The sequence below is a fragment of the Methylobacterium fujisawaense genome (assembly GCF_039619325.1).
In the GTDB taxonomy this organism is placed as follows: Bacteria; Pseudomonadota; Alphaproteobacteria; order Rhizobiales; family Beijerinckiaceae; genus Methylobacterium; species Methylobacterium fujisawaense.
The window spans coordinates 2,218,270-2,232,199 of sequence record NZ_CP155000.1 but is presented as its reverse complement, the minus strand read 5'-3'; the positions used below and the strand labels follow the sequence as shown (position 1 = coordinate 2,232,199).

At 71.2% G+C, this 13,930-nt stretch carries 13 protein-coding genes; 9 read left to right on the top strand and 4 right to left on the bottom strand.

Annotated features, from left to right (window positions below):
* Positions 1 to 211: 211 nt before the first annotated feature.
* From ABC766_RS10590 to ABC766_RS10575, 4 genes are all read left to right on the top strand, one after another.
* A complete protein-coding gene (locus ABC766_RS10590; RefSeq protein WP_236952810.1) occupies positions 212 to 568 on the top strand; it encodes a MarR family winged helix-turn-helix transcriptional regulator in 357 nt (118 codons plus the stop codon).
* 37 nt (positions 569 to 605) lie between these two features.
* Positions 606 to 1,892 carry an MFS transporter gene (locus tag ABC766_RS10585; protein WP_043356721.1) on the top strand — a complete coding sequence of 429 codons (1,287 nt, stop codon included), beginning with the start codon at positions 606 to 608 and terminating at the stop codon, positions 1,890 to 1,892.
* A gap of 87 nt (positions 1,893 to 1,979) precedes the next feature.
* Complete coding sequence (locus ABC766_RS10580) at positions 1,980 to 3,251, top strand: multidrug effflux MFS transporter (RefSeq protein WP_075381497.1); 1,272 nt, start codon at positions 1,980 to 1,982, stop codon at positions 3,249 to 3,251.
* Positions 3,252 to 3,326: 75 nt separating this feature from the next.
* Positions 3,327 to 3,854: a DoxX family protein gene (locus ABC766_RS10575; protein ID WP_345822153.1), complete on the top strand. Its 528-nt coding sequence runs from the start codon at positions 3,327 to 3,329 to the stop codon at positions 3,852 to 3,854.
* On the opposite strand, the gene ABC766_RS10570 is transcribed toward ABC766_RS10575, so the two are convergent.
* On the bottom strand, positions 3,855 to 5,303 hold the full coding sequence (locus ABC766_RS10570) for an MFS transporter (RefSeq protein WP_345822152.1): 1,449 nt from the start codon (positions 5,301 to 5,303) through the stop codon (positions 3,855 to 3,857).
* A gap of 207 nt (positions 5,304 to 5,510) precedes the next feature.
* On the opposite strand from ABC766_RS10570, the gene ABC766_RS10565 reads away from it, so the two are divergent.
* The 3 genes from ABC766_RS10565 (at position 5,511) to panE (ending at position 9,158) form a co-directional block, all read left to right on the top strand.
* Positions 5,511 to 6,401, top strand: coding sequence for a DUF3313 domain-containing protein (locus ABC766_RS10565; RefSeq protein WP_043351034.1), 891 nt, complete (start codon positions 5,511 to 5,513; stop codon positions 6,399 to 6,401).
* Positions 6,402 to 6,712: 311 nt separating this feature from the next.
* Positions 6,713 to 8,206 carry an IMP dehydrogenase gene (guaB, locus tag ABC766_RS10560; RefSeq protein ID WP_043351032.1) on the top strand — a complete coding sequence of 498 codons (1,494 nt, stop codon included), beginning with the start codon at positions 6,713 to 6,715 and terminating at the stop codon, positions 8,204 to 8,206.
* 7 nt (positions 8,207 to 8,213) lie between these two features.
* A complete protein-coding gene (gene panE, locus ABC766_RS10555; protein WP_345822151.1) occupies positions 8,214 to 9,158 on the top strand; it encodes a 2-dehydropantoate 2-reductase in 945 nt (314 codons plus the stop codon).
* A gap of 21 nt (positions 9,159 to 9,179) precedes the next feature.
* Here panE and ABC766_RS10550 read toward each other — a convergent pair whose 3' ends face one another.
* Entirely contained in the window at positions 9,180 to 9,353 is a 174-nt protein-coding gene (locus ABC766_RS10550) for a hypothetical protein (protein ID WP_164706329.1), read from the bottom strand.
* Between the two features lie 212 nt (positions 9,354 to 9,565).
* Here ABC766_RS10550 and ABC766_RS10545 point away from each other — a divergent pair, with 212 nt between their 5' ends.
* On the top strand, positions 9,566 to 10,867 hold the full coding sequence (locus ABC766_RS10545) for an RsmB/NOP family class I SAM-dependent RNA methyltransferase (RefSeq protein WP_345822725.1): 1,302 nt from the start codon (positions 9,566 to 9,568) through the stop codon (positions 10,865 to 10,867).
* 116 nt (positions 10,868 to 10,983) lie between these two features.
* A complete protein-coding gene (locus tag ABC766_RS10540) occupies positions 10,984 to 11,997 on the top strand; it encodes an alpha/beta hydrolase (protein ID WP_345822723.1) in 1,014 nt (337 codons plus the stop codon).
* Positions 11,998 to 12,001: 4 nt separating this feature from the next.
* Here ABC766_RS10540 and ABC766_RS10535 read toward each other — a convergent pair whose 3' ends face one another.
* Both ABC766_RS10535 and ABC766_RS10530 read right to left on the bottom strand, forming a co-directional pair.
* Positions 12,002 to 13,240 carry a peptide ABC transporter permease gene (locus tag ABC766_RS10535; RefSeq protein WP_342140774.1) on the bottom strand — a complete coding sequence of 413 codons (1,239 nt, stop codon included), beginning with the start codon at positions 13,238 to 13,240 and terminating at the stop codon, positions 12,002 to 12,004.
* Positions 13,241 to 13,346: 106 nt separating this feature from the next.
* Positions 13,347 to 13,871: a DUF2937 family protein gene (locus ABC766_RS10530; protein WP_043754964.1), complete on the bottom strand. Its 525-nt coding sequence runs from the start codon at positions 13,869 to 13,871 to the stop codon at positions 13,347 to 13,349.
* Positions 13,872 to 13,930: the final 59 nt, after the last annotated feature.

The window sequence follows — 13,930 nt, the reverse complement described above, 5'->3', positions numbered from 1 at the left end:
AGCGATAGCAGCGTCTTCCGCCGTGTCGATGACACCCCCGCCGGTTTGCCGGCCCGCCAGTATCGATCGGCGCAAACCGTCAGGCTCACCGCAGATGCGCCTTGCCGCCGACGAGAAGGGTGTATATGCACATATTATGGCCGACATTCATTCCGGCGATGGTCCTCAAGAGCTCTGCACCTGCTCAGCCCTGCGGCGGGCGACACGGGCGGTGACCACGACCTACGACGCCGCGTTGCGGCCGGTGGGCTTGCGCGTGACGCAGTTCGCGATCCTGCGCCTGCTGCAGAGGCTCGGACCGACGCCGGTGACGCGACTTGCCGCGGAGGCGGCCCTGGAGCGGACCACGATGGGCCGCAACCTCGATCCGCTGGAGCGTCGCGGCCTCGTGCGAATCGCGCCCGGCGCGGCCGACGCCCGCGAGCGCGTGGTCGTGCTGACCGAGGCCGGCGGCGAGGCGATCGCGGCGGCGACGCCGTACTGGCGCGACGCCCAGGCGCGCATCAACGCGCGGGTCGAGCCAGCGGCCGTGGCCGCCCTCGCCGACGCCCTGACCTCCGTCTCCTGACCGATCCGCCGCAATCCGCCCTTTCCAGAGGCCGTTCATGTCCGTCATCGCCGACACGCACGCCAAGCCGCCGCTGCATTATGCCTGGATCATCGCCGCGGTGACCTTCCTGGTGCTGCTCGTCGGCGCCGGAGTCCGAGCCACCCCGAGCGTGTTGATCGTGCCGTGGGAGCGGGAATTCGGCTGGACCGCGGCGACGATCGGCGTCGGTATCGCGCTCAACATCTTCCTGTACGGGATGATCGGGCCCTTCGCGGTCGCCATCATCGAGCGGTTCGGGCTGCGGCGCTGCATCTGTGGCGCGCTCCTCATCCTGGCGCTCGGCACCGCCGCAACGAGCCTCATGACCGCGCCCTGGCAGATGGTGCTGCTGTGGGGCATCGTCGTCGGGTCGGGCTCCGGCATGGTCGCCAACGTCCTCGGCGCCACCGTGGCGGGACGCTGGTTCGCCAAGCGGCGCGGTCTCGTGCTCGGCATGCTGACGGCGAGCAGCGCCACCGGGCAGCTCGTCTTCCTGCCGATGCTCGCCTCCCTCGCGGTCGGCCAGGGCTGGCGCTCGGTCTCCCTGGTGGTCGCGGCCGCGACCCTGGCCCTGATCCCGCTGGTGGCCCTGCTGATGCGGGATCGCCCGGCCGATCTCGGCCTGCCCCGCTACGGCGAGACCGTGGTGACGCCGACGCCGGTCCTCACCGAGAATCCGGCCCTGCGGGCGCTGCGCGGCCTGAGGATCGGACTGCGCTCCCGGGATTTCTGGCTGCTCGCCGGCACGTTTTTCATCTGCGGCGCCTCTACCAACGGCCTGGTCGGCACGCATCTGATCCCGGCCTGTATCGATCACGGCATCGCCGAAGTGACGGCTGCCGGCCTGTTGGCCCTCATGGGGATCTGCGACCTGATCGGCACCACGGCTTCGGGCTGGCTCACCGACCGGTTCGACTCGCGCAAGCTGCTCGCGTGGTATTACGGCCTGCGCGGCCTCTCGCTGATCTTTCTGCCCTATTCCTTCGACTTCAGCTTCTACGGCCTGTCCCTCTTCGCGGTGTTCTACGGGCTCGACTGGATCGCCACCGTGCCACCCACCGTGCAGCTCGCCGGCAAGTCGTTCGGCGAAGAGAACGCGGCCCTGATGTTCGGCTGGATCGCGGCAGCTCACCAGATCGGTGCGGCTTCCGCAGCCTGGCTCGGCGGGATGATCCGCACCGAGAGCGGCACCTATTTCGGCGCCTTCATCTCGGCCGGCCTGCTCTGCCTCGTCGCCGCTCTCATGGCGACCTTCGTGGGCCGCAAGCCGGCCGCGCCGGCCCTGCATCCGCTGCCGGCCTGAACTGCGCGGGGTGAGCGCGGTCGTCATAAGTGCGCCGCGAAGGAGGAGCCCTGATCGGCTCCTCCCAGCGTATCCCGAGAGCCCGTTTTGACAGTCGCGATCCGGCCCCTGCCGCCGGTCCAGGAGGTCCGGACCCCGCGTCCCTGGTCCGGACCGGGATTTGCCGAGTTCGTCGCCATCATCGCGCTGATGATGGCGGTGACGGCCATCTCGATCGACAATCTGTTGCCGGCCTTCCCGGCCATCGAGGCGCGGTTCGGAGTGCCTGATCCGAACCGGCTGCAACTCCTCGTCTACGTCTACATGATCGGCTTCGGCTTCGCGCAGATCGTCTACGGACCGGTCTCCGATGCCCTCGGCCGGCGCCCGGTGCTGCTCGCGAGCCTCGCCGTCTACGTGGTCGGCTGCGGGCTCGCGATGATGGCGCCGAGCTTCGGCTGGCTGCTGGCCGCGCGGATCATCCAGGGCATCGGTGCAGCCGGCGGGCGCGTTCTCTCGGTGGCGATCGTGCGCGACCGCTTCGCCGGCCGGGAGATGGCGAGCGTGATGTCGTTCACCATGATGGTGTTCCTGATCGTCCCGATGATCGCGCCGGCGATCGGCGGCATGATGCTGGCGCTGGGCTCCTGGGTCTATGTCTTCGTCTCGATGCTGGTCCTGGCCTTCTGGCTGACCGTCTGGTTCTCCCTGCGCATGCCCGAGACGCTGCACCCGGAATACCGCCGGCCGCTCTCGCCCGCCGCCACATGGGAGGCGATCCGCCTGACCCTGAAGACCCGCGTCGCCGTCGGTTATGCCACCGCGCTCGGCCTGATGACCGGGTGCATCATGGGCTACGTCGGCTCGGCCCAGCAGCTGTTCGACACCGGCCTGTATCACCTCGGCCCGCTCTTTCCCCTGGCCTTTGGGCTCGTGGCCGGCGCCATGGGCGTCGCGACGCTGATCAACGCCCGCGTCGTCCGGCGGCTCGGGATGCGGGCGATGTCGCACAGTGGCGTCATCGCCTTCACGTTGGTGGGCCTCGTGCAGATCGCCGCCGGGCTCGCCTATCACGGGCATCCGCCGCTCGCGCTGTTCCTGTCGATCCTGGCGGTCAACCAGTTCCTGATCAGCTTCGCGATGCCGAACTTCAACGCGCTCGCGCTCGAGCCGCTCGGGGCCATCGCCGGCACGGCCTCGTCGTTCCTCGGCTTCTACACGACGATCCTGGGCGCCTTCTGCGGCTTCCTGATCGGGCAGGCCTTCGACGGCAGCGTCATGCCGGTGGCTGTCGGCTATGCGAGCCTCGGTGCATTGTCGTTGCTCGTGGTGGCCTGGACGGAGCGCGGCCGGCTGTTCCGCGGCGGCGTCGGCGGCTGATCCGGACGCCTTAACGCGGTCTTCAGCGGGAAGGCGTCAAGCTCCACGTCTGATCCCAGCCGACCGGACCCGCCCATGCTTGCCCGCGCCCAGGACGGAACCCTCCTCGCTGCGCGTCTGCTGCTCGCCGCCGCGCTCCTGCCGACCGGCATCGCGCGGGCGCTCAACGTCTCGGGCTTCGCGCTGACGCTTGCCGGCGCCGGCATGCCCTTCCCGAACGGTGTCGCCACGGCCGCCGTCGTGGTGCAGGTCTTCGGCCCGCTGGCGCTCATCCTCGGCGTGCTGCCGCGGCTGACCGGTCTGGCGCTCGCCGTCTTCGCCGCCGTGACGGCCTTCGTGCTGCACCCGTTCTGGCACTACGTCGGACCCGCCGCGATCGCCGAGCGCACGCTGATGCTCGCCGATCTCGGTCTCGCGGGCGGATTCCTCATGTACGCCCAGAGCGGCCCGGGCGCCCTGAGCTGGCAGGGCTGGCGTGCCGGAAACCGCGCCCCGGCGCCGAGCCCGAAGCCCGCGTCCGCGAAGGCGTCCGGCAAGGCCGCCGCGTCGCGGGGCGGAGGCAAGCGGTCGGCCGGGCGCCCGCCCGCCCGGGCTGCCGCCTGATCAGCCGTGCCGGGGCCTCATCTCGGCGGTCGCGGACGGCGGCGGCGCGACCCTCTTGCGCCCGGAGATCTCCGCGCCGGCATCGTGCGACAAATTGCGGAACGCCAGCACGGAGGCTGCCGAGATCACCGCCACGGCGAAGAAAGCCGGCCCGAAATCGGTGGCCGTGATCTGCGTTCGGCCATGCCAATGGGCCGTTCCTTCCAGGGCCAGCGCGCCGAGCGTCACGCCGAGGCTCAGCGACAATTGCTGGCAGACGCTGGCGAAGCTGGTGGCCGCGCTCATCTCGCGCGATTCGAGGTCGGCATACGCGATGGCGTTGATGCAGGTGAACTGGATCGAGCGCGCGCAACCGCCGATGAACAGCAGGCCCACCATGATCCAGTGCGGCGTCTGCGCCGTGTAGAACCCGTTCACCGCCAGAAAGGCCGACGCCAGCACGGCGTTCCAGACCATCAGCGCGCGGAATCCGGTGCGGCGCAGGATCCGCGGACCCAGGGTCTTCACGAACATCGCGCCGGCCGCCGCCGCGAAGGTGATCAGGCCGGACTGCAGGGCATCGAGGCCGAAGCCGACCTGCAGCATCAGCGGCAGCAGGAACGGGATCGCGCCGGTGCCGATCCGGAACAGGCTGCCGCCGAGCACGGCGACGCGGAAGGTCGGCCGCTGCATCAGGTCGAGGCGCACGATCGGGTGGGCGATCCGCCTGGCATGCGCCCAGTAGAGCGGCAGCAGGATCGCGCCCGCCGCGAGGCAGCCCCAGGAGATCGTGGCCGGCAGCAGATGTCGGCCCAGCGAGGCCAGCCCGAGCATCAGCGCCGCCAGCCCGGTGCCGAGCAGGGCGAAGCCGAGCAGGTCGAGGGGCGGCCGTTCCGCCTCGCGGATGTCCTCGAAGTACAGGCTCGCCAGCACGATCCCGGCACAGCCGATCGGCAGGTTGATGAAGAAGATCCACCGCCAGTCGAACCATGTCGTGATCAGGCCGCCGACCGGCGGACCCAGTACCGGGCCGACGAGAGCCGGAAAGGTGAGATAGGCGAGGGCGGTGACGAGCTGCGATTTCGGCACGCTGCGCAGGACCACGAGCCGCCCGACCGGCACCATCATGGCGCCGCCCATTCCCTGGAGGAACCGCGCGGCGACGAACCACGCGAGCCCGTTCGCGGCCGCACAGGCCAGCGAGCCCGCCATGAACACCACGAGGGCCGCGCGGAACACGGTCCGCGACCCGTAGCGGTCGGCCATCCAGCCACTCACAGGGATGAAGATCGCGAGGCTGACCAGATAGGAGGTCAGCGCGAGCTTGAGGGCGATCGGGTCCTCATGGAGACTCGCCGCGATGCTCGGGAGCGCCGTGGCGATCACCGTGGAATCGGTGTTCTCCATGAACAGGGCGGTGGCGACCGTCAGCGGGACGATCCAGAGCGGTTTTTGAGCGGTCGCAGGCATCACACAGCAGACGCGTGTCGCGCCGCCGCGGTTGCACGGCAGCGCGGCCACCTCGCACCCTCGTGTTTCGCGAATGTATCCATCGTGCAACAGAGGTTGAGCCGCGGCGCGGAGCCACCTTTTTTGCGGGTGCGCCAATGGCTAAGTTTCCATCACGCGTCCGTGAGGCCGCTCCAGCCGGCCCGGGGCCGGCGCGCGAGGATTTCGATGCAGCCCAGCCCCAGCAAGGTCCGCTCCGTGGCGCGGATCGCCGCCGGCGTCGCCCTTCTCTCGATGGTCGCCGCCTGCGGCACCGTCCTGCTCAACGATCGCGGCTCGCTGACGCGCTACGACCGGCTGAAGTCCAGCGATCAGGTCGCCTCGGCCTCGCGGATCTACGTCGACCGGCCCGCGCTGGCGAAGGCGCGCACGGTCCGCATCATCCCGACGGCGTTTCACGCCGACGTCTCCGGTGCGGCGCCCCTGACCGCGGCCGAGCGCCGGCTCATCGCGAACGCCGCCGACCGGGCGCTCTGCTATGACCTGTCGCTGAAGTACGACATCGTCACCAGCCGCGACGCGGATCTGACCGTGCGCGCGCAGGTGACCCGCGTGGATCCGACGGATCTCCTCGGCGCCGGCGCGACCATCGCGGGCTCGGCGGGCGTGACCGTGGCCTCGCAGCTGGGTCTCAGCTTCGCGGAAGGGGTCGGGCGCGTGCCGATCCCGCGGGTGCCGATCGGGCTCGGGAGCCTGACCGTCGAGGCCGAGGCTCTGGACCGGCGTCGCGAGCAGCGGGCCGCCATGGTCTGGGGCGGAGCGGCGAACTCCTTCACCAGCCAGCCGCGCTTCTCCCGCGCCAGCGACGCCTACGACCTCGCCGGCGAGTTCGGCCAGGATTTCGGCTACATGCTGGCGACCGGCGAGGACCCGTTCACGGCCCCCAACACGCTGCCGACCTGGGACCGGATCCGCGTCACGACGCTCGGTGAGGCGCCGCTGGACCCCGATTGCGAGGCCTTCGGCCGCGCGCCCGGCATCGACGGCATGCTCGGCGATTATATCGGCCTGCCGCCCGAATATACCGACAAGGGGCCGGCCACACCGGCCATGCGCTAGGGCGCACGCCGCCAACCCGGTCTTCGCGGGCGAAGCAATCCACGACGGCGCCACACGCGAAGGCGCCGCACTGCGTCGCTTGGCTTCATCCGAGACGAAGGTGGGCTGACGGTTGCGATCAACCGTCGCGGGGACTGCGCGCACCGCCCCGCGACCCGACCGGACGTGGATAAGCCGCGAGCCCAGCGTGTTTTCGGGTTGCGACGCGTCGCGCGCGCATTGGCGCCGTCGCGGAGCCCGTGATACTGGCACTTGCCAACCCGATCCCGCAGCGCGATCCCTGCGCGCCCCCGTCCGAGGAAAGTTGGCACATGGCCCGAGTAGAAACCGCATCGATCATCGAGGGCCTCACCTTCGACGATGTGCTCCTGCGGCCCGCCGCCTCCTCGGTGATGCCCACCGAAGTGAACGTGGCCTCCCGGCTCACCCGCACGATCCCCCTGAACCTGCCGATCCTGGCCTCGGCCATGGACACGGTGACGGAAGCCCCGATGGCCATCGCCATGGCGGCCAATGGCGGCATGGGCGTCATCCACCGCAACCTGGAGCCGCCGGAGCAGGCCGAGCAGGTCCGCCTCGTCAAGAAGTACGAGTCCGGCATGGTGATGAATCCCATCACCATCCATCCCGACGAGACGCTGGCCGACGCCTTCGAGGTGATGAAGCTCAACCGGATCTCCGGCATTCCGGTGGTCGAGCGCGGCCCGAACGGTTCGCGGGGCAAGCTCGTCGGCATCCTCACCAATCGCGACGTCCGCTTCGCGACGAATTCGGCCCAGCCGGTTGCCGAGCTCATGACCCGCGACCGCCTGATTACGGTCCGCGAGGGCGTGACCCAGGACGAGGCCAAGCGCCTGCTCCACCAGTTCCGGATCGAGAAGCTGCTGGTCGTCGACGACCATTACCGGTGCATCGGCCTGATCACCGTCAAGGATATCGAGAAGCGGGTCGCCTATCCGCACGCCGTCAAGGACGAGCAGGGCCGCCTGCGGGTCGCCGCCGCCACGACGACCGGTGACAGCGGCTTCGAGCGGGCCGAGCGCCTGATCGACGCCGGCTGCGACGTCATCGTGGTCGACACCGCCCACGGCCACTCGATCAAGGTGCTCGACGCCGTCGCCCGGGTGAAGCAGCTCTCGAACGCCGTGCAGGTCATCGCCGGCAACGTGGCGACGCGGGACGGCGCCAAGGCGTTGATCGATGCCGGCGCGGACGCCATCAAGGTCGGCATCGGGCCGGGCTCGATCTGCACCACCCGCATCGTCGCGGGCGTCGGCGTGCCGCAGCTCACCGCCCTGATGGAGGCCGTCGAGGCCGCCAGCGAGGCGGGCATTCCGGTGATCGCCGACGGCGGCATCAAGTACTCGGGCGACCTCGCCAAGGCGATCGCGGCCGGCGCCTCCGTGGCGATGCTCGGCTCGCTGCTCGCCGGCACCGACGAGGCGCCGGGCGAGGTGTTCCTCTACCAGGGCCGCTCGTACAAGTCGTACCGGGGCATGGGCTCGGTGGGCGCCATGGCCCGCGGCTCGGCCGATCGCTACTTCCAGGCCGAGGTGAACGACACCCACAAGCTCGTGCCGGAGGGCATCGAGGGGCAGGTCCCCTACAAGGGCCCCGTGGGCAACGTCCTGCACCAGCTCGCCGGCGGCCTGCGCGCCGCCATGGGCTATGTCGGCGGCGCCACGATCCCCGAGTTCCAGGAGCGGGCGCAGTTCATCCGCATCACCAATGCCGGCCTGCGCGAGAGCCACGTCCACGACGTGACGATCACCCGCGAGAGCCCGAATTACCCGTCGCGGACCTGAGGGACCGATGCGCACGCTGATCGTCGGGGCCGGCGCGACCGGCGGCTATTACGGGGCGCGCCTCGCCGAGGCGGGGGCCGACGTGACCTTCCTGGTCCGGCCGGCCCGGGCGGCGAAGCTCGCCGCGGACGGCCTGAACGTCCGCTCCCCGCTCGGCGATCTGCACCTGCCCGATCCGCCCACCGTGACGGCCGACCGTCTGGGCGAGGCCGGGCGGTTCGACCTGATCCTGTTGTCCTGCAAGGCCTACGACCTCGACAGCGCCATCTCGGATCTGGCGCCGGCGGTGGGGGCGGACACGGCGATCCTGCCCGTGCTGAACGGCATGTCGCATCTCGACGCGCTCGACGCCCGGTTCGGCGCCAAGCGCGTACTTGGCGGCTCCTGCGCCATCGCAGCGACGGTCGCGCCGGACGGTGCGATCCGCCACATGAGCGAATTGTGCAGCATCACCTACGGCGAGCGGGACGGGTCGCGCTCGGCGCGGATCGAGGCCGTCGACGCCATGATGCGCGGCCTGAAGTTCCAGCCGCGCCTGAGCGACGTGATCCTGCAGGAGATGTGGGAGAAATGGGTGTTCCTGGCGACGCTCGCCGGAGCGACCACGCTGATGCGCGCCGCGGTCGGCGACATCGTGGCGGCGCCCGAGGGGACCGCCCTGATCGAAGCGCTCCATGCCGAATGCACGATCGTGGCCGCATCGAGCGGCTTCGAGCCGCGCGCCATCGTAGCCGAGCGGGCGCGGGCGCAGCTGACGGCGGCCGGATCCACCTTCACGGCCTCGATGCTGCGCGACATCGAGAGCAAGGGTCGGATCGAGGCGGATCATGTGATCGGCGACCTGATCGCCCGCGGCCAGCGGCTTGCGCCGGAGGTTTCGTTCCCGATCCTGACCGCGGTCTATACCGGCCTCAAGGCTTACGAGGCTCGGCGGGCGCGGGAAACGGCCTGAGCCGCGCCCCGCGCTGACGTCTCAGTAGCGGCCGGGGGGCGGCGCGGGCGGCGTGCCGTATTCCAGCTGCGTCTTGGCATCGACCCGCGGGCGCGGCGGCGGCGTCAGGTCCGGCTGCGCGGCGGGGGCGCTCGCGCAGGCGGCGAGGGAGGCGGTCACCAGGGCCGCGAGGGCGACGCGTACAATGGACGTCATGGGCTGAGGTACTCCCGGTATGCGCCCGGCGGCGGACCACACTGGTCCGGGACGGGCGGATGCCATACGACACGTGGCGGCCCGCACGGCGGCCCAACCGCGGCACGATCTGCGCCCCGAAGGTGCAGGAAGCTCGGCCGTATCGTGGCGGCATCGTGGGCCAAGCGTGGCCGTTTCGCGTCGTCGCCGACCCATTCCGGAGGATCCGACCCCTGACTCCCGCCGCTCGCTGCTCCGCCGCCATCGAAGTCCTGACCGATATCGCCGAGCGTCGCCGGCCGGCCGCCGACGCCCTCAAGGACTGGGGCCTCGCCCACCGTTTCGCCGGCTCGGGTGACCGCGCGGGCATCGCCAGCCTCGTCTACGATGCTCTGCGGCGCCGGGCTTCGGCGGCCTGGATCATGGGCGCGGAGACGCCGCGCGCCATCCTGATCGGCACGCTGCGACTCCAGCAGGGCCTCGCCGCCGCTTCGGTGGCGGCGTTGTTCACGGGGGAGCGCTTCGCGCCCGCACGCCTCAGCGACGACGAGCGCGCGCGCCTCGATGGTGGGACGCTGCACGACGCTCCTCCCGAAGTCGCGGGCGACGCCCCGGCCTTCGTGCTTCCCGATCTTGCGGCCACGCTCGGCGACGAGCTCGTCCCGGAGCTGAAGGCACTGGCGCGGCGGGCCCCCCTCGATATCCGGGTGAACGCCCTGCGCGGCGACCGCGACGCGGTGTTGCCGGCGCTGGCGGCCTTCGATGCCGCGCCGACACCCCACGCGCCGGCGGGTCTGCGTATTCCGATCGGTGCCGATGGGCGCGGTCCGGCGCTGCACGTGGAAGCGGAGTTCCTGGACGGCTGGTACGAGATCCAGGACGAAGGATCACAGCTCGCCGCACTCCTGGCCGCCCCCCGGGCCGGCGAGATCATCGTCGACCTATGCGCCGGCGGTGGCGGCAAGACCCTGGCCCTGGCGGCCGAGACCCGGAACGAGGCTCGACTGATCGCCACCGATGGCGATCCGCGCCGGCTGGCGCCGATCCACGAACGCCTGCGCCGGTCCGGCGCGGTGGCCGAGGTGCGGACCCCGCGGAGCGGCAAGGCACGGGCCGATGTGCTGGAGGATCTCGACGGTAAAGTCGATCGGGTCGTGGTCGATGCGCCCTGCACCGGATCCGGGACGTGGCGCCGGAATCCGGACGCCAAATGGCGCCTGCGGCCGGGAAGCCTCGCGCTGCGCACCGCCGAACAGGCGCAGGTCCTGGACCGGGCGGCGCGGCTCGTCAGGCCCGGCGGCCGGATCATCTACATCACCTGCTCGCTGCTGTCGGCGGAGAACGACGCAGCCGTGTCCGGTCTGCTCTCGCGCTGGCGCGGTCGCTTCGACGTCGTCCCGGCGGAGGAGGTGCTGGCGGCAGGACCGGATTCGCTTCGGGCGGCGGTGCGGAGAACCGCTCACGGGATCCAGATGAGCCCGCTTCGGACCGGGACCGACGGTTTCTATGTCGCGATCATCGCGCGCAAGGCCTGACGCGCGCGGACACGACGGAACCGACGGCGGTTGCCGGGGCGTTTGACCCGCGCTCCTTAGGGAGTCGGGACCGCCGACGAGCGGCCCCGTTCGCGGCTTGATCAGAGGGGATGCCCTTGCGGCTCGACCGCCGTTTCCTGCTCGTTGGCCTTGGAAGCGTCCTGGGCCTTCGCACCGCCGGCGCGGAGGTCTCCGGGGAGACAGCGCCCCAGCCGGCGCCGCACGAGGCGGTCCGGGCGCTTCCGCGCTCCCTGCCCGGCGCGGATCTGCAGGTGATCGATCTGTGGCCCGGCGAAGCGCCCGGCGGCGGCGACGGGCCGAAGGCGGACGGTTACCGCTACGTCGAGGGCCGGTTCGGGGACATCACCCGGGTGTCGCGGCCCTGTTTGCTGGTCATGCGACCGGCCAATCCGAACGGCGCCGCCATGATCGTCGCCGCGGGTGGCGGATACGAGTTCATCTCGCTCGGCAACGAGGGCGTGCCGGTCGGACGGGTCCTGAACGCCGCCGGGATCACGGTCTTCCTCCTCGTCTACCGACTGCCGGCGGAGGGCTGGGGTTCGGGACCGGACGCGCCGCGGCAGGACGCCCAGCGCGCCCTGCGGCTCGTCCGGGCGCGCGGCGCGGAGTTCGGCATCGATCCCGGCAGGGTCGGCGTCCTCGGGTTCTCGGCGGGCGGGCACCTGATGGGCGAAACCGCGGTGGGCAGCGCCCGGGACCTGTACGCGGGCATCGACACCGCCGATGTCCTGCCGATCCGGCCGGCGCTGGCCGGGCTGATCTACCCGGTCATCACCATGCGCAAGCCATTCGACCGGACCGCGACCCGCCGCATCCTGGTCGGCGACGACGTCACCCCCGACGAGATGAAGACCTACTCGGTGGACCTGCAGGTCGGGCCCGAGACGCCGCCGACCTTCCTGGTTCAGGCCATCGACGATCCCATCGCCGTGGCCGACCATCCGCTGCTGATGTTCTCGGCCCTGCGGAAGGCGCGGGTTCCGGCCGAGTTGCACCTGTTCGAGCGCGGCGGCCACGGGTTCGGCCTCGGTGCGCCGGGCACCCCCGTGGCGGCGTGGCCCGGCCTGTTCCTAGCCTGGATCCGCCTGCACGGCTTCCTGCGCGCCTGACCGCTTACTCCTCGCGGGCCTGGACCCTGGGCAGCTTGGCCACCTTCGGCCGGCTGGTTCGGAACTGACCTCGCTCCACAGCGACGAAGACCACGATGGCGATGGCGACGGTCGTCAGCCACCACACCGCCGTCAGCCCCACGCTCAGGCAGGCCACCGTGAAGGCGGCCGCGAAGCAGCCCATCGCCCCCGGCACCAGGGCCGGCCCGTCCCGCCCAGCCCGCCGAATCGATGCATACAGGGCGAAGGCGGCGGCCAGCGCACCGACGATCCCGAGTTCGTACCAGAACTCGAACAGCGCCGTGGTCGGAGCATTGGCCGGCAGGAGGCCGACCAGGCGGCCGCGCAGGGCCGTCTCGAAGCCGTGCCCGGTGATCAGCCGCACCGGATCGGCGGTCACCACCTTCTGCCAGCTCTTCAGCGACAGCACGGCGGGCGCGAGCGGCCCCATGAGGGCGGCGCCCACCGGCCGCGCCAGGAAGGGCAGAAGCGGCGCAGCCGCGAGGAGAGCCGCCGAGAGGACGGCGGTGAGCATCACGCCCAACCGCGGCCGGTAGCTCGTCACCGCGAAGGCGACGGCGCCGACCGACAGTGCGGCGATCTGGGTCCCGTCCGGCTGGACCGTCAGGGCGAGGGCGACCAGCAGCGCGAGGCCGAGCGCCTCCCGGTCGCGGCGACGGGATCGCAGCCATGCGAGCGCGGGCCAGAGCAGAAGGATCAGCAGGACGAGGCCGCGATCCAGCGCGCCGTCATCCTCGACGCCGGACGGCGCCATGTGGGCGCCGAACAACCCGAGCATGATCGCCACGATCCCGCCTGCCACGACGCCGAGGGGCAGGAGGTAGAGATTCGCCGAACGCATCCGGTCTGGGAGCGCGAGATAGCCGAGGAGAGCGAGGCCGATCGTGGCGCCCAGATTGGCCAGACGCTCCAGGGCCGGCCCGAGGAACGGGGTCCACGTCAGCGAGAGAGCCGACCACAGGACCACCAGCATCCCGGCCAGGAAGGCCGGAGCGGTCAGGAGGCGGTAGGTTGCCGGGCGCACCGGACGTTGGCGCCGGTCGATGACGCTCGCGATGATCAGCAGGATCACGGCGATCGGTGCGAGGATCACCGAGGCGCGGCGGGCGACCTGCGCCAGGACCGGGAGAACCACGAACAGACCGAAGAAGCCGATGCGCCGCAGCAAGGCTGCGGCGTCGAGCGCCGGATCGATGGTGGTGGAGGTCGACGCGCGCGGCATCATGCGCCTTCTTCCGGACCGGGACGGCCGGATCCCTGCTCGATACGCAAGGCTCGCGCAAGCTGCTGTAGACGTGGCGCCACACTCTCGGGCGCGTGAACCGCGCTCAGGCGACGGTTGCAGTCTCCCGCGGGCGCCGACGCACCGCCCGCCGGCCCACATCCGAGGCGACGCGCCAGCCGCCCCACGCGACGAAGAACCCGATCAGGCCCGCGGCGAGGCCGTCGGCGCTGGTGGGGATGGCCGGGCTGAAGTCCCGATAGGCCGCCTCGGCCACGGGCAGATCGGGATCGCGCAGCATCGCCACGACGCGCCCGAGGGGGCTCGTCGCCGAGGCCAGGGCCTGCTGCTGGGCGCTCAGGCGGGCGAGACGCGCGATATCCGCCTGGGCAGCGTCGCCGCGGCGGGCGACCAGCTGATCCGGATTGGCGCGCAGCCGATCGACGGCGCCGTCGCGGGTCGTGCCGGATGCCTGCGCGTCGGATTCGAGCACGGCCACCTGGCGACGCAGCTCGTCGGCGGCGCCGCCGAGCCGCTGGGCGTATTGCTGTGCGAATTCCGGCGCCTGCGCGGCGACGACGCCGCCCAACAGGCCGAGCGCGAGGCCGAAGGTGCGGAACACGCGAAACATGTCTGGCCTCTGGTGCGGGAATCGACCCCGGACAAAGAACATGCCGATGGTCGCGGTTC

Coding starts and splice junctions, on each gene's coding strand:
- ABC766_RS10535 (WP_342140774.1), bottom strand. CDS start 13,240: ATGCCGCGCGCGTCGACCTCCACCACCATCGATCCGGCGCTCGACGCC.
- ABC766_RS10570 (WP_345822152.1), bottom strand. CDS start 5,303: ATGCCTGCGACCGCTCAAAAACCGCTCTGGATCGTCCCGCTGACGGTC.
- guaB (WP_043351032.1), top strand. CDS start 6,713: ATGGCCCGAGTAGAAACCGCATCGATCATCGAGGGCCTCACCTTCGAC.
- ABC766_RS10585 (WP_043356721.1), top strand. CDS start 606: ATGTCCGTCATCGCCGACACGCACGCCAAGCCGCCGCTGCATTATGCC.
- ABC766_RS10530 (WP_043754964.1), bottom strand. CDS start 13,871: ATGTTTCGCGTGTTCCGCACCTTCGGCCTCGCGCTCGGCCTGTTGGGC.
- ABC766_RS10565 (WP_043351034.1), top strand. CDS start 5,511: ATGCAGCCCAGCCCCAGCAAGGTCCGCTCCGTGGCGCGGATCGCCGCC.
- ABC766_RS10575 (WP_345822153.1), top strand. CDS start 3,327: ATGCTTGCCCGCGCCCAGGACGGAACCCTCCTCGCTGCGCGTCTGCTG.
- ABC766_RS10550 (WP_164706329.1), bottom strand. CDS start 9,353: ATGACGTCCATTGTACGCGTCGCCCTCGCGGCCCTGGTGACCGCCTCC.
- panE (WP_345822151.1), top strand. CDS start 8,214: ATGCGCACGCTGATCGTCGGGGCCGGCGCGACCGGCGGCTATTACGGG.